This is a genomic window from Jonesia quinghaiensis DSM 15701 (assembly GCF_000423205.1).
In the GTDB taxonomy this organism is placed as follows: domain Bacteria; phylum Actinomycetota; class Actinomycetes; order Actinomycetales; family Cellulomonadaceae; genus Jonesia; species Jonesia quinghaiensis.
Genome location: NZ_KE383990.1, coordinates 303,682 through 324,039, shown reverse-complemented (window position 1 = coordinate 324,039; position 20,358 = coordinate 303,682). Strand labels below are relative to the sequence as shown.

At 56.7% G+C, this 20,358-nt stretch carries 18 protein-coding genes; 14 read left to right on the top strand and 4 right to left on the bottom strand.

What is annotated here, in order from left to right:
* Positions 1–45: 45 nt before the first annotated feature.
* The 3 genes from G538_RS0113930 to G538_RS17070 are packed head-to-tail and all read left to right on the top strand — an operon-like array spanning position 46 to position 1,874.
* Positions 46–753, top strand: coding sequence for a DUF3710 domain-containing protein (locus tag G538_RS0113930; RefSeq protein ID WP_029069781.1), 708 nt, complete (start codon positions 46–48; stop codon positions 751–753).
* Positions 754–1,137: an OB-fold nucleic acid binding domain-containing protein gene (locus G538_RS0113925; RefSeq protein ID WP_245566871.1), complete on the top strand. Its 384-nt coding sequence runs from the start codon at positions 754–756 to the stop codon at positions 1,135–1,137.
* Positions 1,134–1,874, top strand: a complete 741-nt coding sequence (locus tag G538_RS17070) for a DUF3159 domain-containing protein (protein WP_035834383.1) — start codon at positions 1,134–1,136, stop codon at positions 1,872–1,874. The genes G538_RS0113925 and G538_RS17070 overlap by 4 nt, the downstream gene beginning before the upstream one ends.
* Here the strand turns inward: G538_RS17070 and G538_RS0113915 are convergent.
* Together G538_RS0113915 and G538_RS0113910 are read right to left on the bottom strand one after the other, a co-directional pair.
* Positions 1,819–2,481, bottom strand: coding sequence for a potassium channel family protein (locus tag G538_RS0113915; RefSeq protein ID WP_029069779.1), 663 nt, complete (start codon positions 2,479–2,481; stop codon positions 1,819–1,821). The genes G538_RS17070 and G538_RS0113915 overlap by 56 nt on opposite strands.
* A complete protein-coding gene (locus tag G538_RS0113910; RefSeq protein WP_035834519.1) occupies positions 2,478–3,134 on the bottom strand; it encodes a potassium channel family protein in 657 nt (218 codons plus the stop codon). The genes G538_RS0113915 and G538_RS0113910 overlap by 4 nt, the downstream gene beginning before the upstream one ends.
* Before the next feature lie 66 nt (positions 3,135–3,200).
* Between G538_RS0113910 and G538_RS0113905 the strand changes: the two genes are divergently transcribed.
* From G538_RS0113905 to G538_RS0113880, 6 genes are all read left to right on the top strand, one after another.
* Positions 3,201–5,234, top strand: coding sequence for an APC family permease (locus G538_RS0113905; RefSeq protein WP_029069777.1), 2,034 nt, complete (start codon positions 3,201–3,203; stop codon positions 5,232–5,234).
* 7 nt (positions 5,235–5,241) lie between these two features.
* Complete coding sequence (locus G538_RS0113900; RefSeq protein WP_029069776.1) at positions 5,242–6,534, top strand: class I SAM-dependent RNA methyltransferase; 1,293 nt, start codon at positions 5,242–5,244, stop codon at positions 6,532–6,534.
* 104 nt (positions 6,535–6,638) lie between these two features.
* Positions 6,639–7,262, top strand: a complete 624-nt coding sequence (locus G538_RS17065; protein ID WP_051197258.1) for a serine hydrolase domain-containing protein — start codon at positions 6,639–6,641, stop codon at positions 7,260–7,262.
* Positions 7,263–7,701: 439 nt separating this feature from the next.
* Complete coding sequence (gene acnA, locus G538_RS0113890; protein WP_029069775.1) at positions 7,702–10,458, top strand: aconitate hydratase AcnA; 2,757 nt, start codon at positions 7,702–7,704, stop codon at positions 10,456–10,458.
* Between the two features lie 114 nt (positions 10,459–10,572).
* Positions 10,573–11,286, top strand: coding sequence for an AzlC family ABC transporter permease (locus G538_RS0113885; protein ID WP_029069774.1), 714 nt, complete (start codon positions 10,573–10,575; stop codon positions 11,284–11,286).
* Complete coding sequence (locus G538_RS0113880; RefSeq protein WP_029069773.1) at positions 11,283–11,594, top strand: AzlD domain-containing protein; 312 nt, start codon at positions 11,283–11,285, stop codon at positions 11,592–11,594. The genes G538_RS0113885 and G538_RS0113880 overlap by 4 nt, the downstream gene beginning before the upstream one ends.
* A gap of 54 nt (positions 11,595–11,648) precedes the next feature.
* On the opposite strand, the gene G538_RS17060 is transcribed toward G538_RS0113880, so the two are convergent.
* A complete protein-coding gene (locus G538_RS17060) occupies positions 11,649–12,557 on the bottom strand; it encodes a phosphotransferase (RefSeq protein WP_051197255.1) in 909 nt (302 codons plus the stop codon).
* 182 nt (positions 12,558–12,739) lie between these two features.
* Between G538_RS17060 and dxs the strand changes: the two genes are divergently transcribed.
* The 5 genes from dxs to G538_RS0113850 all read left to right on the top strand — a co-directional run bounded on the left by dxs (position 12,740) and on the right by G538_RS0113850 (position 20,021).
* Positions 12,740–14,650 carry a 1-deoxy-D-xylulose-5-phosphate synthase gene (gene dxs / locus G538_RS0113870; RefSeq protein WP_029069772.1) on the top strand — a complete coding sequence of 637 codons (1,911 nt, stop codon included), beginning with the start codon at positions 12,740–12,742 and terminating at the stop codon, positions 14,648–14,650.
* A gap of 231 nt (positions 14,651–14,881) precedes the next feature.
* Complete coding sequence (gene pflB, locus G538_RS0113865) at positions 14,882–17,146, top strand: formate C-acetyltransferase (RefSeq protein WP_029069771.1); 2,265 nt, start codon at positions 14,882–14,884, stop codon at positions 17,144–17,146.
* Between the two features lie 204 nt (positions 17,147–17,350).
* The gene (gene pflA / locus G538_RS0113860) at positions 17,351–18,283 is read left to right on the top strand and encodes a pyruvate formate-lyase-activating protein (RefSeq protein WP_029069770.1); all 933 of its coding nucleotides are present in this window, start codon (positions 17,351–17,353) and stop codon (positions 18,281–18,283) included.
* A 179-nt stretch (positions 18,284–18,462) separates the two neighbouring features.
* Positions 18,463–18,813, top strand: a complete 351-nt coding sequence (locus G538_RS17055) for a YciI family protein (RefSeq protein WP_051197253.1) — start codon at positions 18,463–18,465, stop codon at positions 18,811–18,813.
* 2 nt (positions 18,814–18,815) lie between these two features.
* Entirely contained in the window at positions 18,816–20,021 is a 1,206-nt protein-coding gene (locus G538_RS0113850; protein WP_169514135.1) for a sigma-70 family RNA polymerase sigma factor, read from the top strand.
* 56 nt (positions 20,022–20,077) lie between these two features.
* On the opposite strand, the gene G538_RS0113845 is transcribed toward G538_RS0113850, so the two are convergent.
* On the bottom strand, positions 20,078–20,290 hold the full coding sequence (locus tag G538_RS0113845; protein WP_029069768.1) for a PLDc N-terminal domain-containing protein: 213 nt from the start codon (positions 20,288–20,290) through the stop codon (positions 20,078–20,080).
* Positions 20,291–20,358 lie beyond the last annotated feature (68 nt).

Below are 20,358 nucleotides of genomic sequence, written 5' to 3'. Positions count from 1 at the left end.
GTGTGAGGACCACAAAGACGTTCCCAAGTTGTGAAGGAGAACCCCGTGGCGTTGTTTCGGCGCAAGCAAGAGGTCGACGAGCTCGGCGAGTCACTGACGAGCCCAGCTGGCGACATCGAGCAGGAGACGCAGCTTGCACCGCGCGGCCCCTACGATGCCGACATGCTCGGTGAGCGTGGAAGTCGTCTCGACCTTGGTGCCATCTGGCTTCCGGGGCGTGAGGGACTTGAGGTCCGCATGGAAGTGGACAAAAAATCTGAACGGGTTACTGGTGTTGCCGTGAAGTTCGAGGAGTCAATCCTTCAGCTACAGGCTTTCGCTGCCCCTAAACGTTCAGGTATTTGGGATGAAATTCGTGCAGAAATTGCCGAATCCATCACGGGTCAAGGCGGCACTGTGGATGATGTGCCCGGTGCATTTGGCCGGGAACTGCTCGTGAAGTTACCAGTAAAACTCAAAGACGGTCAGCAAGGGATCCAACCCGCCCGCTTTGTTGGTTTTGACGGACCGCGCTGGTTCCTTCGGGGTGTCTTTTCAGGTCGAGCAGCGTTCGATCAGCAGGCAGCAGCTCCGCTAGAGGAAATTTTCTCGCAAGCAGCTGTTGTCCGTGGGACAGAACCACGACCACCACGAGACCTTCTTGAGTTGAAACTCCCTGGGCGCCCTGCTCAGCGGGCAGCCGCTGGTGCGTCACGCGGCGCACTTCCCGCTAACCCTTTGCAACGCGGACCTGAGATCACCGAGGTCCGATAGGTGGCTCCACGGCGTCTCCAGGACATGGTTCACCGTGTCTTTGCGTCAGCAGAGCAGGTCGCGGCAGACGAAGAACGGCTCGAAACTTCTCGTGACTCCCAAGTCACGCCAATTTCTCAAGCACGATCACGCCAGCGTGGAACGTTCACTGGTGTTATTCGCTCTGTAGTGCTGCGTCCTCATGGAGGGACCGCCGCACTGGAAGTTGAACTTTATGATGGCACCGGTGCGCTTGACCTTATGTGGTTAGGACGCCGAAAAATCGCTGGCATACAACCGGGTGCGCGCTTGCGTGTTCACGGGCTGGTTGTGACATCCCAAGGGCGCTACGTCCTGTTTAACCCCCGCTACGAACTAAAAGCGCGACACGGAGAGTCATTGTGACCCAAGATCACGGCACGACGCCACCAGCACGGGGGCTACGCTCTGTCACATCGGATGAGTTTGATGCTCTTGACGCGGTGGGAGGAGTTCGTGGCCTGGTCGAGGCGACGGCGCCAGGCATCGTCTACCTTGTGTTGTATGTGGTCACACAGGATTTGAATATCGCTCTGATCGCTTCTCTTGGCCTCGCTGGCCTTTTTGTTGTTGCGCGCCTTATCCAGCGCACCCCGGTGACCTTAGCTTTTTCGGGTATTTTTGGGGTTGCCATCGGTGTTTTCGCCGCGTGGCGTTCAGGGAATGCTGGAGATTTCTATGTGTGGGGACTTCTTGTCAATGTCTCCTATATGGCCGCTTTGCTCGTCTCAGTGCTAGTTCGCTGGCCAGGGGTAGGCATTCTCATTGAAATGTTTAAGTCTGGTGTAGGTGACTCTGCGCAGCGTGCGAAAAAGGGAGAAGACGTTCCACTCTCGGAACTTTTCGACTTCTCATGGCGCAAAGATCCACTGTTATTACGCAAATACACTCACGTAACGTGGCTGTGGGTTGCTATGTTCGCTGCTCGTCTGAGCGTGCAGGGTCCGCTCTACTTCATGGGAGAGGACGCTGTTGGTGCGTTAGGCACGGCTCGTCTGGTCATGGGTGTCCCACTCTTCGCACTCGTCTTGTGGTTGACCTGGCGAATTATTCGCCGACCAGCAACGCCTGCAGGTCTTCCAGAGCAACCGCAGCACCCGTAACAAAGAGTAGTTCGTCGCCTGCTTCGAGTGTGTCGTCCCCGCTGGGAGCAATAGGCAAGTCTCCGCGGACTATGGCTGCGAGCACTGTGTCCTGTGGCCATTCCACGGTCGACACAGTTTTTCCCACCAAAGGCGAGCGTTCAGGTACCGTGAATTCGAGGATGTCAGCGCCTGACTGGTGGAATGTGAAGATCTTCACCAGGTCGCCCACAGCAACGGCTTCTTCAACCATTGCGGTCATGATGCGTGGTGTGGATACGGCGACGTCAACGCCCCAGGAGTCGTCATACATCCACTCATTGCGTGGATTGTTCACGCGGGCAACGGTACGGGGAACCCCAAACTCTGTTTTCGCAAGCAACGAGATCACAAGGTTCGCTTTGTCGTCTCCTGTCGCAGCGACGACAACATCGCATTCTCCGACGTTTGCTTCGTCGAGAGTTTTTAGTTCGCAGGCGTCCGCAAGGAGCCATTCAGCTTCAGGAACTTGTGCAACACGCATCGCAGAGGGCTGACGGTCAACGATTGTGACATCGTGATCATTCGCAAGGAGTTCGAGCGCGATGGACCGTCCCACGGAGCCTGCACCAGCAATAACTACTTTCATGCGTCCTTCTCCTGTGCAGGTGCGTGTGTCAGGATGCGTTCAACCTTGGACACGTCTGAGGCGTGAATAAGCATGTGTAAGACATCGCCTTCTTGAAGGACTGTTGTTGCATTGGCTAGTTGACCTGTGCCGTAGCGTGCGATGAAGGCGGTCCGTGCGCCTGTTACTGCATCGATGTGTGTGACTGTTCGTCCATACCATTGGGGGTGAACATCGATTTGGCATAGCCTCACGTTCCCCGAGGGGTCACGGTATTCGTCTGTTGCACCCAGGGGGAGCATGCGCCGTAGAACTTGATCTGCTGTCCACCGCACTGTTGCCACTGTTGAGATGCCGAGTCGTTGGTATATTTCGGCTCGTTGCGTGTCATAAATACGGGCAACAACATGTTCTACGCCAAACTTTTCCCGCGCCACGCGGGCTGTCAGGATATTGGAGTTGTCGCCATCTGACACTGCTGCTAACGCGTAGCATTCGTCGACCCCTGCTTGATTGAGGGTGTCACGGTCAAACCCGATGCCGGTGACTTTTTTCCCGCCGAAGTCGGGGGAGAGGCGCCTGAACGAATCCGGGTTTTGGTCTACCACGGCCACTGAGTGTCCGTGGTTTTCGAGGGACTGAGCCAGTGTGGCACCGACACGTCCGCAACCCATAATGATGAAGTGCACAACTAAGGAAACTACACCATGTCGCGGTGTAGGGGTAACACGAAGCGTCGAATGGGCATAGCATTACTCAACGTGTCGGACATTATTAACGTCGCCAAGAGGTTGCTCCTTGGGCGACCAATGAACTCTGACCGCTTAGGGCACACCTTGCTCCCCAAGCGGCTCGCCCTGCCGGTGTTTGCTTCAGATGCGCTGTCATCAGTGGCTTATGCACCGGATGAAATTTTGTTGACCTTGGCGTTGGCGGGGGTTACGGCGATCACGATTTCGCCATGGGTGGGGTTGGCAGTCATTGTTGTGCTGCTTGTTGTGGTGGCCTCCTACCGGCAGAATGTGCGTGCTTATCCGTCAGGTGGCGGGGACTACGAGGTTGTGAGTGAGAACCTTGGCGGTCGTGCTGGAGTGTCTGTGGCGAGTGCCTTGCTTGTTGACTATGTACTGACTGTTGCGGTCTCTATTTCCTCAGGTGCACAGTATGCGTCGTCAGCGATTCCGGCGTTGCGGGGGCACGAAACTCTTCTTGCTGTTGTGCTGGTGGGTTTCTTGACGGTCATGAACCTTCGTGGGGTTAAGGAGTCTGGGCGGGCTTTCGCGCTGCCTGTGTATCTCTTTATGGCTGCTATCGGGTTGATGGCTGTTTTGGGGTTTGTGCAAACCATCACTGGGTCGTTGATGGAGGCGCCAAGCGCTGGATTTAGTGTGACCACTGAAGCTGCATTTGACCAAGGTCTGGTGGGGTTGGGCGGTGCGATTCTCATTGCTCGCGCCTTCGCATCGGGGTGTGCGGCTTTGACGGGGGTTGAGGCAATTTCAAATGGTGTTCCAGCGTTCCAAAAACCAAAGTCGAAAAATGCGGCCACAACGCTGTTGTTGTTGGGATCAATCTCGGCATTGATGCTGGGGTCAATCCTTACGTTGGCTGTTGCAAGTGGTGTGAAGTATGTCGAGAACCCTGCGGAGCAGTTAAGCCTCAATGGTGGTCCAGTACCTGAGGATTACGTCCAGCACCCTGTTATTTCGCAGTTGGCTGAGGTGGTCTTTGCTTCGACGCCGTGGTTGTTCTATGTGGTGTCTGCGATTACCGGAGTCATTTTGATTCTTGCTGCGAACACTGCATTTAATGGTTTCCCTGTGTTGGGTTCAATCTTGGCGCGCGACGGTTACCTACCTCGTCAAATGCACACCAGAGGAGACCGTCTAGCGTTCTCGAACGGCATTTTGACGCTCGCGGCCGGTGCGATCGTGTTGATTTGGATTTTTGATGCGCAGGTTACGCGCCTGATCCAGTTGTATATTGTTGGTGTTTTTATTTCTTTCACCCTGAGTCAACTAGGAATGGTGAAACACTGGACAGCGCGGTTGCGTAAAGCTGCTGATCCTACTGAACGCCGATCGATGCGCAGATCCCGTGTGATCAATGTTGTCGGTTTCATCATGACCGGCACAGTGCTCATCGTCGTGTTTATCACCAAATTCCTTCACGGCGCGTGGATAACGATCCTCATCATGGCTGTGTTGTTCCTGATTATGCAGGCGATTCGCCGCCACTATGATGCTGTGTCACGGGAGTTGGCGTTGGACGAAGATATCCGTACGGCACGGGCGTTACCGTCACGGGTCCACGCCATTGTGCTGGTATCCAAGATCCACAAACCAACGATGCGCGCTATTTCTTACGCGCGAGCAACACGTCCCAATACCCTTGAAGCGGTGACGGTTGGTGTGGATGGGGCTGAAGCTGAAGACCTCACTAAACAGTGGGAGGCTTTAGACCTCCCCGTTCCCCTTCGCGTCCTGACCTCTCCGTACCGAGAAATCACGCGCCCAGTGCTGTCTTATGTGCGTTCTATTCGCCGTGAGTCGCCGCGGGATCTGGTGGTTGTCTATGTTCCTGAGTATGTTGTGGGGCACTGGTGGGAGCAGTTTTTGCACAATCAAAGTGCGATGAGGTTGAAGTCACGGCTGCTGTTCACCCCCGGCGTTGTCATCTCTGCGGTACCGTGGCAGCTGGCGTCCTCGCGCACAGTGGGGATTGAGCACACGCACTTCACCCAGTCGGGTCAACCGCGGGCACTAGATGAATGAGGTTTTCATGTCACAAAACGCATCAGTTGTTGGTCAAACAATTGAGGTGACGGTGGACCGCGCCGCCCATGGTGGTGAGTGTGTTGGTCGTAGTGATGGCCGAGTGGTCTTTGTTCGCGATGTTATCCCTGGTGAGCGGGTGCTGGTGCGGTTGACAGAGGGGGATCAAGAGTCTCGTTTCTGGCGTGGTGAACTGGTGGAAGTCCTTGATGCTAGTGAGCATCGTGTTGTGAACTCGTGGGCTCAGGCGCGCCGTCACCATGTTGGTGGTGCTGATCTTGCACACGTGTCCTTGACGTACCAGCGTGAATGGAAACGTCAGGTTGTCGCAGATCAACTGCAGCGTTTAGGTGGCTACACCTGGGATGGCATCGTTGAGGCTGCACCGCGTGAGCAGCAAGCCCAAGAAAACGAATCACCGCAGGCCGGGTGGGGGTGGCGTACTCGGTTTGAGGTCGTTGCCGATGCTCGAGGCCGGGCCGGCATGTACCGTCACCGTTCCCATGATCTTGTCCCATTGAATGACATGCCACTGGCAACTGATGAAGCCCGCGAACTTGCCCGCGAACAAGGTATCTTTACCCGGACCTGGCCCACTGATATGCGACTGGAAGTTGTTGCGCCCTCTGCTGGGGCTGGTGTGGTCACAGGTGATGGGGAGCCGCTGCGTAAAGGACACATTGATGTTCGCCCCAACGCGCGCCGCAACGTCACCGAACAGGTGAGTGTTGGGGAGACCACATACCGCTACCGGGTTGCTGCTAACGGGTTTTGGCAAGTTCACGTTGATGCCCCCTCAGTGCTGGTAAACGCTGTGCTTGACGCGTTGGGCGACGTAACCGGTCGCAGCATTCTTGATGCTTACTGCGGCTCAGGGCTCTTTACGGTGCCGTTGGCGGACCGCGTAGGGGCATCGGGCTCGGTAGTTGGTATTGAGGGCAACACTCACGCTTTGCGTGATGCCCGCAGAAACGTCCTTGGGGCATCGCAGGACGATGCAGGGGAGCACGTGCGTCTGATCGAAGGGGATGTAGCGTCCGTGCTTCGCCAAGGCATTGGTGGCAGCGTCGACGTGGTTGTTCTTGACCCACCGCGAGTGGGTGCTGGCAAAAAGGTTGTTGATGCCCTTGCTGCCCTTGAGCCAGCCACCATTGTGTATGTTGCCTGCGACCCTGCTGCACTGGGCCGGGACATCGCTTTCTTCGCAGAAGCCGGGTACACCGTGAGTTCTGTGCGGGCCTTTGATCTGTTCCCGATGACCCACCACGTGGAGTGTTTGGCAGTATTGACCCGCGGGTAATTTTCGCTGAGTCCACGGAAAATCTGTGGCTTGGTGTGGTGCCATGTCGGTATGGTCATCACGGTCCGGACCGACCATGCCTTTCAGGCAAGGAACGCACCGTGATGACCAAAGAGCAAGAAACTCCTGTAGTTCGTGAAGAGCCCGCCGTTCGTGGCGCGCTCTGTGATGCCTCCTATGGGGCTGACTGGGTGTTACTCCCAGCGATGCGAACTAGGGCGTGGGGCTACGCAGATCTGGTGAATGAGCGCGCCAACACTGCTGAGACAAGATTCGCGACTGCGTCCGCGGGGAAAGCGTTCATTGCCGCCTCAATAATGCACCTTATTGAGGCGGGCAAACTAGACCTGTACCCGCTCTTCGCTGACCGTCCCGCAGTCCCCGACACTGAGGGGACCTTTCGGTACAACAACAGTGGCTATGTGCTGCTGGGTCGAATCCTCGAATCTGTCACCGGCGAGGTGTTTGATCAGTGGTTGGGGCGTAACCTCTTTCTCCCAGCAGGGATGACACGAACCGGCTACTACGAACTTGACCGGCTGCCGCAGGGGTGCGCGTACTCCTACATCGAAGACGGTGAGGGCGGGTGGTACACAAATATTTACTCCGTTGATGTGAAAGACACAGGGGCAGGCGGCGCTTTCACAACTGTCACTGATATTGCGCGTTTTTGGGAGTTCCTGCTGCGTGGCACGTTTCTTTCTGCAGCCACGGTCTCTCAGATGTGAAGCCCGCACGCGCAAAGCGATGAGGGTGTTTATGGCTACGGGTTTTGGTTGTTCAAAGACGGTGACTCCCTGACTCCTTACATCGAAGGATGCGACCCCGGGGTGGCGTTCATGTCGCGCCTGGATAACCGGACTCGTCGTGTTGCTCGCTCGGTCACGGTAGTGAGTAACTTCGGCGACGATGTGTGGGCTGCGTGCGATGCTGCACTAGCAGTGGGGGAGTAGCGTGGAAAGAAGCCGCGATTTACGCAACACACAAGTGATTTATCTTGACGTCAAGATACATCGTGTATGATGGCGGTGAAACACAGCACTAGTCACGGCGCGTGTGCGCGCCACAGCAAACCACACGTGGTTTCGCTCCCCCATGGTTGCCCCACAGTGCGGCGTGTGCCGCCAAAGATGGTGGCCGGAACTCGCCAATGATGAAGGAGTGTCCGTGAGTAACGTCGACACATTCAGGTCCAAGGGCTCCCTCGAGGTCAACGGGGCCTCATACGAGATTTTCCGCCTATCAGCGGTCCCTGGTCTTGAAAAGCTGCCCTACAGTCTCAAAATCCTCGCCGAAAACCTGCTGCGCACAGAGGACGGCGCAAACATCACCGCTGAGCACATCCAAGCGCTCGCGCACTGGGACCCAACAACCCAGCCCAACACCGAAATCCAATTCACCCCAGCCCGCGTCATCATGCAGGACTTCACAGGAGTGCCCTGCGTCGTTGACCTCGCCACCATGCGCGAAGCAGTGGTAGAACTCGGCGGCGACCCAGAACGCATCAACCCCCTCGCACCCGCAGAGCTCGTGATCGACCACTCCGTGCAAATCGACGTTGCCGGGCGCCGCGACGCTTTCGAACGCAACGTTGAACTCGAATACGAGCGCAACCGCGAGCGCTACCAGTTCCTACGCTGGGGCCAAACCGCATTCGAAGAATTCAAAGTTGTCCCACCAGGCACCGGAATCGTCCACCAAGTCAACATTGAATACCTCGCCCGCACGGTCATGACCCGTGAGGTCGGCGGAGTGCTCCGCGCCTACCCAGACACCTGCGTCGGTACTGACTCACACACCACCATGGTCAACGGACTCGGTGTCCTCGGATGGGGTGTAGGTGGCATCGAAGCCGAAGCAGCGATGCTCGGCCAACCAGTCTCCATGCTCATCCCACGCGTCGTTGGATTCAAACTCACCGGATCCATCCCCGCAGGGGTCACCGCAACTGACGTCGTCCTCACCATCACCCAAATGCTGCGCCACCACGGGGTAGTGGGCAAGTTCGTTGAGTTCTACGGTGCAGGTGTTGCCCAGGTTCCTCTCGCTAACCGCGCAACCATCGGAAACATGAGCCCAGAGTTTGGCTCCACCGCAGCGATCTTCCCCATCGATAGTGTCACCCTGGACTACCTACGCCTCACCGGGCGCTCACCAGAATCACTCGCATTGGTTGAGGCATACGCTAAGGAACAAGGTCTGTGGTTGGACCCAACAGACCCCAACTACCACGAGCCACAGTTCTCCGAATACCTTGAACTCGACCTCTCCACCGTGGTGCCCTCCATCGCCGGACCAAAGCGACCACAAGACCGCATCGAACTGACCCGCGCAAAAGAACAGTTCGACCGCGACCTACCAAACTATGTGTCCACCACAGCCAACCTCATCGACGAAGCTGAAAAAGAGTCATTCCCAGCATCAGACTCCCCAGCTATCTCCGAACACGGACAAGACGTCGTCGAGGTCACAGACACCCAAGGGCGCACCTTCGGGCTCTTCAACGGTGCAGTTGCCATCGCATCCATCACCTCATGCACCAACACCTCAAACCCCTCGGTGATGCTGGCAGCAGCGATCCTCGCCAAAAAAGCAGTAGAACGTGGACTCGACGCCAAACCATGGGTCAAAACCTCCATGGCACCAGGCTCACAAGTAGTCACCAACTACTACGAAAAAGCCGGCCTATGGCCCTACCTCGAGAAGCTCGGCTTCCACCTGGTAGGTTACGGCTGCGCAACATGCATCGGTAACTCCGGTCCACTCGACGAAAACGTCTCCACCGCAGTGAACGAACACGACCTCGCAATCGTGTCAGTACTCTCCGGAAACCGGAACTTCGAAGGCCGCATCAACCCAGACGTCAAGATGAACTACTTGGCATCACCACCTCTTGTCGTCGCGTATGCGCTCGCAGGCACCATGTCCTTTGACTTCGACACGGAACCGCTTGGCTTTGACCAGCAGGGCGCACCAGTCTTCCTCAAGGACATTTGGCCCACACCTGAAGAGGTTCAGGCCACCATCGATGCAACGATTGACCGCGAGATGTTCGTCAAGGACTACGCGGATGTCTTTGCGGGGGATGACCGTTGGCGTTCACTACCAACCCCGGTTGGTAACACCTTTGAGTGGGATGCTGAGTCCACCTATGTGCGCAAGCCCCCATACTTTGAGGGTATGGACCGCGAACCTCAGCCGGTGACCGACATTGCGGCAGCGCGTGTGCTCGCCAAACTTGGTGACTCGGTCACTACTGACCACATCAGCCCAGCTGGTGCCATTAAGCCTGGTACCCCTGCTGCGCAGTACCTTGAAGCGAACGGGGTGGAGCGTCGTAACTTCAACTCCTACGGTTCACGTCGAGGCAACCACGAAGTGATGATTCGTGGCACATTCGCAAACATCCGGTTGCGCAACCAACTGCTCACCGACGTTGAAGGTGGCTACACGTTCAACTTCCTCACCGGTGAACAGTCCTTCATTTACGATGCGTCACAGGATTACCAGCGCGCCGAGATCCCTCTTGTTGTGTTGGGTGGAAAAGAATACGGTTCTGGTTCTTCCCGTGACTGGGCTGCTAAGGGCACCGCACTGCTTGGGGTCAAGGCTGTGATCGCTGAAAGCTTTGAGCGTATTCACCGTTCGAACCTCATCGGTATGGGTGTTCTTCCGCTGCAATTCCCAGCAGGAGAGACCGCAGACTCGTTGGGCATCGATGGAACTGAGGTGTTCGACATCTCAGGCATCACCGCACTCAATGACGGGGCAACCCCGTCGGCCGTGCAGGTGACAGCAACCAAACCAGACGGAACCTCTGTTGCATTCGACGCTGTGGTGCGCATCGACACACCAGGTGAAGCGGACTACTACCGCAACGGCGGAATCTTGCAATACGTGCTGCGTTCACTCGTGACCGCGTAACACGAAAGATTATGACTGTGGGGCCGTCCAGATTACTGGGCGGCCCCACAGTCGTATGAGTAGCGCCGTGGACTCCTGATCGCCCTGGTGCTGCCCACCGATACGATCACCACTATGCGGTTCCTTCCCACGTTCTCTCCAGCGGTTGTGATGGGGATATCCATTTCCATAGCTACCGGGTTGTATGGCATTTCCTTTGGTGCGTTGTCCGTAGCGGCTGGTCTCACCGTTGGACAAACAGCTGCGCTGAGCCTGCTGATGTTTACCGGCGGCTCGCAGTTCGCCTTCATTGGAGTGATCTCCACCGGTGGCAGCCCAGCCGCAGCGTGTGGGGCAGCAACGCTGTTGTACCTGCGCAACGCTATTTACGGTGCTCAGATGAAGGCCCTTATTGCCCCGAAGGGCATCATGAAGTTCATTGCAGCACATGTCACTATTGATGAATCTGCCGGGACGGCAAGTGTGCAAGACACCGCAGAAGAACGTAACCGCGGTTTCTGGACGGCAGGTGTCGGTGTTTTTGTTCTGTGGAATGTGTTCACCCTTGTGGGAGCCTTAGGCGGGCAACACATCGGTGACCCTGCACAATGGGGTCTCGATGGTGCTGCGGTGGCAGCGTTCCTCGGGTTGCTATGGCCGCGGCTCACACAACGGTCAATGCGCTCCGTGGCTTTGGTGGCAGCGCTCATCACTGTCCTTGTGCTCCCGGTGACACCAACTGGTGTGCCAATCGTTCTAGCAGCCTTGGTCGCTGGACTGTGGGGGTGGGTGGTTGCCGTCAAAGCCCACAGCAACAACTCACTGACCAGAGGGGAAACTACGCCATGACGATGTGGGTGTGGATTGTGTGCGCCGCGGCGTTGTCCTACGCGGTCAAACTGGCAGGTTACCTGCTGCCGGATTCTTGGTTTGATGACCCTCGGGTCATCACCATTGCCAACCACGTCACAGTCGGTTTGCTCGCTGGGTTAGTGATCACCAACGCATTGTCATCAGGAGAGGGAATACACGCTGATGCTCGCCTTGGTGCATTGGTTGTCGCTTTCATTGCGTTGCTTCTGCGGGCACCATTTCTGGTTGTGGTCATTGCTGGCACCCTCGCGGCTGCGCTGCTGCGAGCCATCGGCTTTCCCTAACGGCGTTGTCCACGTGCCGCACAACAGTCCACCGTCCTGTCAGTGTGTTTGTGCTCAGGTCAGTGAGTCATCAAGGAGAACCTGGGACAAGCCGTAACGACCAAGTGCACGGTAACGCTCAGAGGCCAACGGGGAAGTGAGCAGAGGCGCAATAAAAGCTGCTACCGCCCACCCACGTGACCGAGAGATCAACGAAACACGGGCATCGTTATCTAACCCACGTGCCTGACAATACGTTTCAAAGTAGGTGGCACGCCCAGCCGATGTGAAACTCAGCCACGCGGTTGCACAATCCACTGCAGGGTCACCGCGTGTCAGATCCCCAAAGTCGATCACACCAGCCAGATCACCCTGCTCATCAAGAAGAAAATTCCCCGGGTGCAAGTCGCCATGACACCACACCAACGCGCCGTCATAGGTTGGCGCGTCAGCAACAGCGTGCAGCAACCTTTCTGAGTAGGGAAGCATCTCTGGGCAATTCACGTCATCGCTCAGGCGCTCTAACCGCACACCAAGCGCCACACCGCGAAAAGGGTTCGTTGGTGCATCGCGCGGTGCCTCACGATGCAAAGACGCCACAGCAAGAGCCAGAGAGCGCGCAGCACGGTCCCGGAGATCCGGGGAACAGCCGAGGGCAAGGTCCCCGTCAACCCAACGCGTCACGAGCCAGGGGTAGGGGAAAGTGTCGTCTGGGGGACAGGTGTGAACCACTTGCGGGGTGTTTGTAGCGATCACGGAAGCGATGTATCCAAGCCACTGTTGCTCACGCATGATGGTGTCAACGGATTGTGCTCGCACCGGAAAACGAGCAACAAGACCGTCACCAACATCAAAAATGATCGTGTCCCAACCCTGCCCAACACAGCGGATGGGCAATGGTTTCCACTGCGAGACATGGCGTGACAAAAGGTCATGGACTAAACCAACGTCGTTGGCTGTTATGAAGGGGAGCGCGGAAGACACCCGTTAAGTATCCCGGCGATGCCATGGCGTTCACCACAGCGCGACCGCGTGTCACTGTGAAGTTGGCGAAAATCGCTGAACGATGCCGTTCCCGAGTTAGCCAGCAGCCGCGCGAGAAACTACAGTTAAGAGTTCTGACAGGCACACACAACGTTGTGCCCTTATCTACAGATGGAGGGGTGATGGGCTACCTCGACCAGGTGGGCTCCCCGGCCGACGTGAAAAAGTTAGGTCGCGAGCAAGCGGAAAAACTCGCTGACGAGATCCGCCAGTATTTAGTGTCTTCAGTGTCACTCACTGGAGGGCACCTTGGCCCCAACCTTGGCGTCGTTGAGTTGACTCTTGCGATGCACCGCGTATTCAACTCGCCACGCGATTCCTTCATTTTTGATACCGGGCACCAGTCCTATGTTCACAAACTTCTGACTGGGCGCACCGACTTCACAAGTCTTCGCAAAAAGGACGGCTTATCGGGTTACCCTGCGCGAGCTGAATCCACCCACGACATTGTTGAAAACTCGCACGCATCCACAGCACTATCGTGGGCTGATGGCATTGCACGAGCCAACCTCCTCAAAGGTCACAATGACCGCCACGCGGTAGCCGTCATTGGAGATGGTGCACTGACCGGAGGAATGGCCTGGGAAGCGCTGAATAACATCTCAGAGTCAGATGACCGGCGGCTCATCGTTATCGTGAACGACAATGGACGGTCCTACTCACCAACCATCGGTGGCCTCGCGCGCCACCTCGATACCCTGCGCACTACCCGCCAGTACGAAGGAATGCTGTCCTGGGGAAAGCGCACACTGCCACGGTTCGGTGTCCCAGGGCAAATGATGTACGACGGCCTGCACGGGATTAAAAAGGGCGTCAAAAACATCATCCGCCCGCAGGGATGGTTTGAAGACCTCGGCATCAAATACCTCGGGCCCATCGACGGACACGACCTCAACGCTCTCGAGCACGCCTACACCCGCGCTAAAGCCTATGGTGCCCCCGTACTAGTCCACGTCATCACAGAAAAAGGACGCGGGTACAAACCAGCCGAAGAAGACCTCGCAGACCGGTTCCACGCGGTAGGCCAAATCCACCCTGAAACAGGACTGCCAGTGGCCCCAGCGCGCTTCGGCTGGACAAAAGTCTTCGCTGACGAAATCGTCAGCATCGGACGCCGCCGCTCCGACGTCGTCGGAATAACCGCCGCGATGCTCCAACCAGTCGGACTCCTACCCTTCTCACGCGAATTCCCCGAACGCACCTACGACGTTGGCATCGCCGAACAACACGCCGCGACCTCAGCAGCAGGAATGGCATTCGCAGGCCTACACCCCGTGGTGGCCTTGTACGCCACATTCCTCAACAGAGCGTTCGACCAAGTCCTCATGGACGTTGCACTGCACAAAGCAGGCGTCACCTTCGTACTAGACCGCTCGGGCATAACCGGAGATGACGGAGCAAGCCACAACGGCATGTGGGACATGGCATTGATGCGCATCGTCCCAGGGCTACGCCTCGCCGCCCCACGTGACGAAGCGACACTACGCCAAGCCCTCAACGAAGCAGTCGACATCAACGACGCACCAACAGTTGTCCGCTACCCCAAGGGCGCAATGGGCGAACCTCTCCCAGCGATCGACCAACACCAAGGCGTCGATGTTCTGGCACGCTTTGGCCCAGAAGCCCCCCAAGCACCAACCACAGGGCAACAGGTTCCATCCGTTCTGATGGCCGCAGTAGGCGCAATGGCCCCCACCGTCCTAGAAGCAGCACAAAAGGTCGCAGCACAAGGAAACCGCGTCACAGTGGTTGCCCCAACATGGGTGCTTCCCATCCCACCAGGTCTTATCGATCTGGCAAAATCCGCCGATGTTGTCATCACCGTCGAAGACGGATTGGCATCAGGAGGGATCGGCGCGCTCCTTGCTGAACACGTAACGGCAACAGGATCCTCTGTGCGCGTCCACCCCTTGGGACTGCCCCCAGCTTTCCTCGACCACGCATCCCGTGCTCAAATCATTGAAGCCACAGGCCTCACTGATCAGGCTATCGCTGACCGGACAGTACAAGCGCTCGCGGATCAGCTCGCGTAGCGATCGAGTTTCTTTGTGGAAGGGGCGGTAGACCAAGGGTGTGGTCTACCGCCCCTTTTGTCTATGGCTGTGTTGTTTCAGATAAAAACAAGGCATGATGGAGTAGTGGGAGCGGGTGTGACACACCAGACACTCACCAGAAGGGTTTCGGCCCGAAGGTCCCAAGTCATCCCATCAATTTGTTTCTAGGCTGGAAACAAGATCGAACAAGATCAGAAACGGGGTAAGGCGATGACCGCAACAACCGGCGAAGCTGTCATGAACACCACTGCATGGCGCGGGTTCGAACAGGGACAGTGGACGGACACTATCGACGTCCGCGACTTCATCCAGCGTAACTACACGCCCTATGAGGGGGACGCTAGTTTCCTTGCTGGCGCAACGAAGCGCACAACAAAGATTTGGGACACTCTCAGCGAGATGTTCCCTCAAGAGCGCGAAAAGGGCATCTACGATGTTGACCCTCACACGCCCTCAACCATCACGTCACACAAGCCTGGCTACATTGTCGAAGGCGAAGAGGTCATCGTTGGTCTTCAGACCGATGCTCCTCTCAAGCGTGCGATTATGCCAAACGGCGGATGGCGCATGGTCGAAGGTGCTTTGGAGACATACGGCTACGAGGTAGACCCTTTTGTCCGTGACATCTTCACTAAGTACCGCAAGACCCACAACCAAGGTGTCTTCGACGCGTACCCTGCAAACGTCCGCGCAGCGCGGTCTTCACACATCATCACTGGTCTGCCAGACGCATACGGCCGCGGCCGCATTATCGGTGACTACCGCCGTGTTGCGTTGTACGGCGTGGACGCGCTGATTGCTGCGAAGAAGCGTGAACGCGCTGAACTCGACATGGAGTTCGCTACCGAGAACGTTATTCGTGAGCGTGAAGAGAACTCCGAGCAGATCCGTGCTTTGCAAGAGCTCAAAGCAATGGCGTCAACGTACGGCTATGACATTGCACGGCCCGCAGAAAATGGCCGGGAAGCTGTCCAGTGGCTCTACTTTGCATACCTGGCGGCAGTCAAGGAGCAAAACGGTGCGGCAATGTCGTTGGGACGCACCTCAACATTCCTCGACGTATTCCTTGAGCGTGACCTCCGTGAAGGCACATTCACTGAAGAGCAGGTTCAAGAGGTTATCGATGACTTTGTCATCAAACTGCGTATCGTGCGGTTCTTGCGCACACCAGAGTACGACACACTGTTCTCCGGGGACCCAACGTGGGTTACTGAGACCATCGGTGGCGTTGGTGAAGACGGCCGCCCACTGGTCACCAAGACATCCTTCCGCTACTTGCAAACCTTGTACAACTTGGGCCCTGCTCCAGAGCCAAACCTGACCGTGTTCTGGTCACACAAATTGCCACGCGGATTCAAAGACTTCTGCGCTCAGGTGTCTATTGATACCTCAGCTATCCAGTACGAGTCCGATGAAATCATCCGTGACTACTGGGGTGACGACGCTGCCATCGCATGCTGTGTCTCGCCAATGCGCGTTGGTAAGCAAATGCAGTTCTTCGGTGCTCGCGTGAACCTGGCGAAAACCATGTTGTACGCCATCAACGGCGGTCGTGATGAGGTTTCGGGCAAGCAAATCTCACCAGCGCGCACACCAGTTGCCGTCGATGGGAAACCTCTCGACTACGACGAGGTGAAAGACGCTCTCGATGACACGATGGACTGGTTGGCTAAGACATACGTCGAAGCGCTGAACATCATCCACTTCATGCACGACAAGTACGCCTACGAGCGTATTGAGATGGCCCTGCACGACCGTGCTGTGCTGCGGACGATGGCTTGTGGTATCGCTGGTTTGTCAGTTGTCGCTGACTCGCTCTCGGCGATTAAGTACGCCAAGGTCTACCCAGTCATGGATGACACCGGGCTGGTCACTGACTACCGCATTGAGGGAGACTTCCCCATGTTCGGTAATGATGATGACCGGGTTGATGACATTGCTGTGTGGTTGGTTGAGAGCTTCATGACCAAAATCAAGCAGCACCCCACATACCGTGACGCTGTGCACACTCAGTCTGTCCTGACCATCACATCGAATGTTGTGTACGGGAAGGCAACGGGTAACACTCCAGATGGTCGACGCGCAGGTGAGCCATTCTCACCTGGTGCTAACCCCATGAACGGGCGTGACTCCCACGGAATGCTCGCTTCGGCTCTGTCTGTCGCTAAGCTTCCCTACAGTGAGTCCCAAGACGGTATCTCGTTGACGAACACCACGGTTCCTGCTGGGCTTGGCCGCACCAAGGAAGAGCAAGTGAACAACTTGGTCGGTCTCATGGACGCTGTGAACAAGTCCAACGGCTACCACCTCAACGTCAATGTGCTGAACCGCGACACGTTGCTCGATGCGATGGAAAACCCAGAGAACTACCCGCAGCTCACGATCCGAGTTTCAGGTTACGCAGTGAACTTTGTTCGCCTCACTCGTGAACAACAACTCGATGTGCTGAACCGTACGTTCCACTCCTCGATGTAACGTTTCGATTCAGGCGTAACGCCGAATAGTGCACGTGACGGCCACTACTCCTCAAAGGGGTAGTGGCCGTCACGTATCTCTAAGACATGATCCGTGACACACTGGGTATGGGACTAAAGCCGGAAGAATTCATGGGATGACTCCCGTAGATTAGGAGTTACCAAGCCGGTAACAATCCTTACCGGCAGCGGAACGGAGGGCATCATGACACAGGCGGCACCGCACCCCTGCACCATCATCTCCGATGGGCGAGCAGGAACAATGAGCTCGGACAATGACGTAGACGTCGAGAAAGACGGCCTAGCCGTCCCCGGTAAAGCAGCCGTGGGGCGTCAACTCGCAGCCGGGATCAATGGTCTTGGAACAGCAGACGTTGACCGACACGAAAAGTTTGAACAAATGCGCGCGGGCCTCCTCGGATCAGTGCACTCGTGGGAACTGGTCACCGCTGTTGATGGCCCGGGAACCCGCATGACGCTCTTCTTGGCAGGTTGCCCACTACGTTGCCTGTACTGCCACAACCCTGACACCATGAAAATGAAAGACGGGGAGCCAGTTACCGCCGATGAGATCGTCAAACGCATCTCTCGCTACCAGGGAATTTTCGAAGCAACCGATGGCGGATTAACCATTTCGGGTGGTGAAGTCCTCATGCAACCCGCCTTTGCTGCGAACATCCTCCACCAGGTTCATGCAAAGGGTATTCACACCACGATCGACACCTCTGGGTACCTCGGTGCGGCATGCACAGATGAGATGCTCAAAGATATTGATTTGGTTCTCCTTGATGTCAAAGCAGGAGATGAAGAAACATACAAAAAAGTTACTGGTCGTTCCCTGCAGCCAACTCTTGACTTCGGGCAGCGCCTCGCAGACGCCGGTAAGGAAATCTGGATCCGGTTCGTCCTTGTCCCGGGCCTGACAGACTCTTTTGACAATGTCGAGAAAATTGCCGACTTCGTTGCCGCTTGGAGCACCGTTTCCCGTGTTGAAGTTCTTCCATTCCACCAAATGGGCCGTGACAAGTGGGCGAACCTGGGGCTGAAGTACGAACTAGATGGTACTCAACCACCCAGTAAAGAAGACACCGAACGGGTTCGCGACCAGTTCCGTGCGCGCGGGTTGACAGTCTACTGAGTGGCGGACGTTGACGCTCTGCGGCACGTATCTTGCGGTGCTTAACAGGGCTTTGTAAGGTCTCCAATTCTCCGTGTGAATATGACGTGTCTGCTCTTTCTTGGCACCGGTGTCGATTTCGTTGGTGCTCATCCGTCACCATGATGATGGTGCGCGTGCACCGCGAGAGGAGTAGAGGTATGAAATACATGCTGTTGTTGACCGGAGACGGCGATGTTCCCGCGTGGAACGGGCTAGATGAGTCTGAGCAGGCCGCACTGATGGAACGGTTCGAACAATTCCAGAGTGAGTGTACTGCCCGTGGCGTTGAAATATTGGCAGGTGAATCCCTCGAAAGCGGCGAATCTGCCACAACCGTGCGCAGGTCGGGTGGCTCGCGGGTGATCTCTGAAGGACCGTATGCCGCTGCCTACGAAGGGCTAGGCGGGTTCTATCTCGTGGAGACACCAAACCTTGACCTACTTCTTGAACTCTCGGATGTTCTGCCGCCATACGACATGGAGTTCCGGCCAGTCGATCTGATGGTGTGAGCTTGGAAAGTGCAGATCAGGCAGTAGCGGCGCTGGTGCGTGAGCACTGGGCGTCGCTACTGCGGTCTATCATATCGTTCTCCGGCCGGGTGGACCTCGCGGAGGATGCTCTTGCTGCTGCATGCGAACGTGCGCTGACTGCTTGGGGTGAGAAGATGCCCGCGCATCCTGTTGCCTGGGTTCGGCGTACAGCTCAGCGCGCATTGATCGACGAATTGCGCCACGAGCAGTCATTCGTGCGAAGACAACACTTAGTCGCAACCAAGGAGTCAGTTGAGGCGAACGAAAGTACACCCAGTCGGATCGATGATCGTATCGAGATGCTGTGGTTGGCTTGCCATCCCGCGCTGGGGAGCGAATCTCGACCGCTGCTAGCGCTGCGTTTCGTACTCGGCTTGTCAACGGAGCGGATCGCACGCATGTTTCTTGTGAGCACATCGACTATGGCAGCGCGGATCACCCGAGCTAAGAAACGCGCAGCGCAAGCCGGATTCGCACTAACATCATCACAAGAACATCCCGAACGTGCCGACGACGTTGCTCGAGCGATCTCAGTAGCGTATGCAGCTGCCTATTTTGCCAGCGACGAGTCCGCCGCCGATCTTGTCGCCCTCTTGCATCAGACTGCAGAGCGCCGCCCCCATCCTGCACTCAAAGCGCTCGACGTACTGATCTCACTCACCCATGCTCGACGCGACGCCCGCATCGGCGTCGACGGGCGTTTGCTTACCCTGGCCGAACAGGATCGCTCCCTCTGGCATGCGAGTGAGATGACGGCGGCGCTTCGCCAATACACTGCGCTATTTCCGAGCGTCGGATATGCGGAGGAGCTTCGCGCATACGCCACGATCGAGGCAGCACACGCGGTGGCTCCCGATATCGAACGCACGAACTGGAATCTTATCGACGCAGCTCACGAGCGGCTCGCCCAGCTAGGAGACTCACCGTTGGACCGACTAGAACGGGCAGCAGGAGGCGTTGTCTCCGGCCGCCCGATCGCCAGCGCTGAGGTGGAAAGGCTACGCCACGAGCTCCCAGACCATCACCGAGTACTGGTCGTTGGCGCACATCTGCTGCGCCAAGAAGGTGACGATCTGGGTGCCGACGACCTTCTCCGCCGGGCCATCGAACTGTGTGAGTATGAACACGAGCGCCGCGCTCTGCACCACCTCCTCAGCGGTAGTGGTACGAACAATCACCGTCCATAAGGCTGGGAACGACCAAGGGCTACACACCATCTGGTGTGTAGCCCTTGGTCGTTGAGCTAGAGCTGTTCGATTGCATCCAAATTTCTACGTCCCCATGCCAACCACAGGATTGACCCAAGAATATTGCCAACAAAAACAATGAGGGCCCAGAGAATCCGGGTGCTCCGGCGAGGGATGCGAGTTTTCACGAAGTCGAGAATTGCCCACACCCACACGGCGATGCCAACGACGGGAAGAACATAACTGAACAGAACTAAATACGGCGACATGTCGCGACACTACTTCCAACAGGCACTCAACGAAATGAACACCTGAGTATATCCAACAAATGTCCAGT

Bases quoted from the DNA above. Each gene is read 5' to 3' on its own strand.
- G538_RS0113915 (WP_029069779.1), bottom strand. From the start codon at position 2,481: ATGAAAGTAGTTATTGCTGGTGCAGGCTCCGTGGGACGGTCCATCGCG.
- G538_RS0113910 (WP_035834519.1), bottom strand. From the start codon at position 3,134: ATGGGTTGCGGACGTGTCGGTGCCACACTGGCTCAGTCCCTCGAAAAC.
- G538_RS0113880 (WP_029069773.1), top strand. From the start codon at position 11,283: ATGACGATGTGGGTGTGGATTGTGTGCGCCGCGGCGTTGTCCTACGCG.
- G538_RS17065 (WP_051197258.1), top strand. From the start codon at position 6,639: ATGACCAAAGAGCAAGAAACTCCTGTAGTTCGTGAAGAGCCCGCCGTT.
- G538_RS0113905 (WP_029069777.1), top strand. From the start codon at position 3,201: ATGGGCATAGCATTACTCAACGTGTCGGACATTATTAACGTCGCCAAG.
- G538_RS0113885 (WP_029069774.1), top strand. From the start codon at position 10,573: ATGCGGTTCCTTCCCACGTTCTCTCCAGCGGTTGTGATGGGGATATCC.
- G538_RS0113845 (WP_029069768.1), bottom strand. From the start codon at position 20,290: ATGTCGCCGTATTTAGTTCTGTTCAGTTATGTTCTTCCCGTCGTTGGC.
- G538_RS17055 (WP_051197253.1), top strand. From the start codon at position 18,463: ATGAAATACATGCTGTTGTTGACCGGAGACGGCGATGTTCCCGCGTGG.
- G538_RS0113900 (WP_029069776.1), top strand. From the start codon at position 5,242: ATGTCACAAAACGCATCAGTTGTTGGTCAAACAATTGAGGTGACGGTG.
- dxs (WP_029069772.1), top strand. From the start codon at position 12,740: ATGGGCTACCTCGACCAGGTGGGCTCCCCGGCCGACGTGAAAAAGTTA.
- pflB (WP_029069771.1), top strand. From the start codon at position 14,882: ATGACCGCAACAACCGGCGAAGCTGTCATGAACACCACTGCATGGCGC.
- pflA (WP_029069770.1), top strand. From the start codon at position 17,351: ATGACACAGGCGGCACCGCACCCCTGCACCATCATCTCCGATGGGCGA.